Here is a 691-nt window from a genome sequence, read left to right as displayed (position 1 = left end):
CTCTCGACCAGAGCTTGGAAGGCTCTTGTTTTACCACTAAACTACACCCGCGTGGTCGGGAAGACAGGATTTGAACCTGCGACCCCCTGGTCCCAAACCAGGTGCTCTACCAAGCTGAGCCACTTCCCGTAATTGGCGCGCCCGAGAGGAGTCGAACCCCTAACCTCTTGATCCGTAGTCAAACGCTCTATCCAATTGAGCTACGGGCGCTTATTCATGATGTTTTTTCGTCGTTGTATTTTGGCGACTCAATTATCTTATCATACTACATTTTCAAATGCAAGTACTTTTTTAAGATTTTTTTGATGCGGCCGAGAGGACTTGAACCTCCACGGGGTTTCCCCCACTAGGCCCTCAACCTAGCGCGTCTGCCGTTCCGCCACGACCGCGCGGAAAAAACAAAAAGTGAGCCATGAAGGATTCGAACCTTCGACCCTCTGATTAAAAGTCAGATGCTCTACCAACTGAGCTAATGGCTCGTAAATGGCTGGGCTAGCTGGATTCGAACCAGCGCATGACGGAGTCAAAGTCCGTTGCCTTACCGCTTGGCTATAGCCCATCAAAAAAATATCTTATTTTCAAAGACAACTGTTATTGTACCATAATGTCCAATAAAAAACAACTGCCAATTAGCAGAAGTTAAAATGGCGGTCCCGACCGGGGTCGAACCGGCGATCTCCTGCGTGACAGG

The 691-nt window shown here is 48.9% G+C and carries 5 tRNA genes; all 5 read right to left on the bottom strand.

The window, feature by feature from the left end:
- Nucleotides 1-52: 52 nt before the first annotated feature.
- Nucleotides 53-129 (bottom strand) — tRNA-Pro (locus tag IBT51_RS26925).
- Nucleotides 130-133: 4 nt separating this feature from the next.
- A tRNA-Arg gene (locus tag IBT51_RS26920) sits at nt 134-210 on the bottom strand.
- A gap of 96 nt (nt 211-306) precedes the next feature.
- Nucleotides 307-389, bottom strand: a tRNA-Leu gene (locus IBT51_RS26915).
- 17 nt (nt 390-406) lie between these two features.
- Nucleotides 407-479 (bottom strand) — tRNA-Lys (locus IBT51_RS26910).
- Nucleotides 480-484: 5 nt separating this feature from the next.
- Nucleotides 485-559: transfer RNA gene (locus IBT51_RS26905), tRNA-Gln, on the bottom strand.
- Nucleotides 560-691: the final 132 nt, after the last annotated feature.

Origin of the sequence: Bacillus sp. S71, from assembly GCF_016625265.1 — a bacterium.
GTDB lineage: Bacteria > Bacillota > Bacilli > Bacillales > Bacillaceae_G > Bacillus_A > Bacillus_A cereus.
This window is presented reverse-complemented; position numbering and strand designations above follow the sequence as displayed.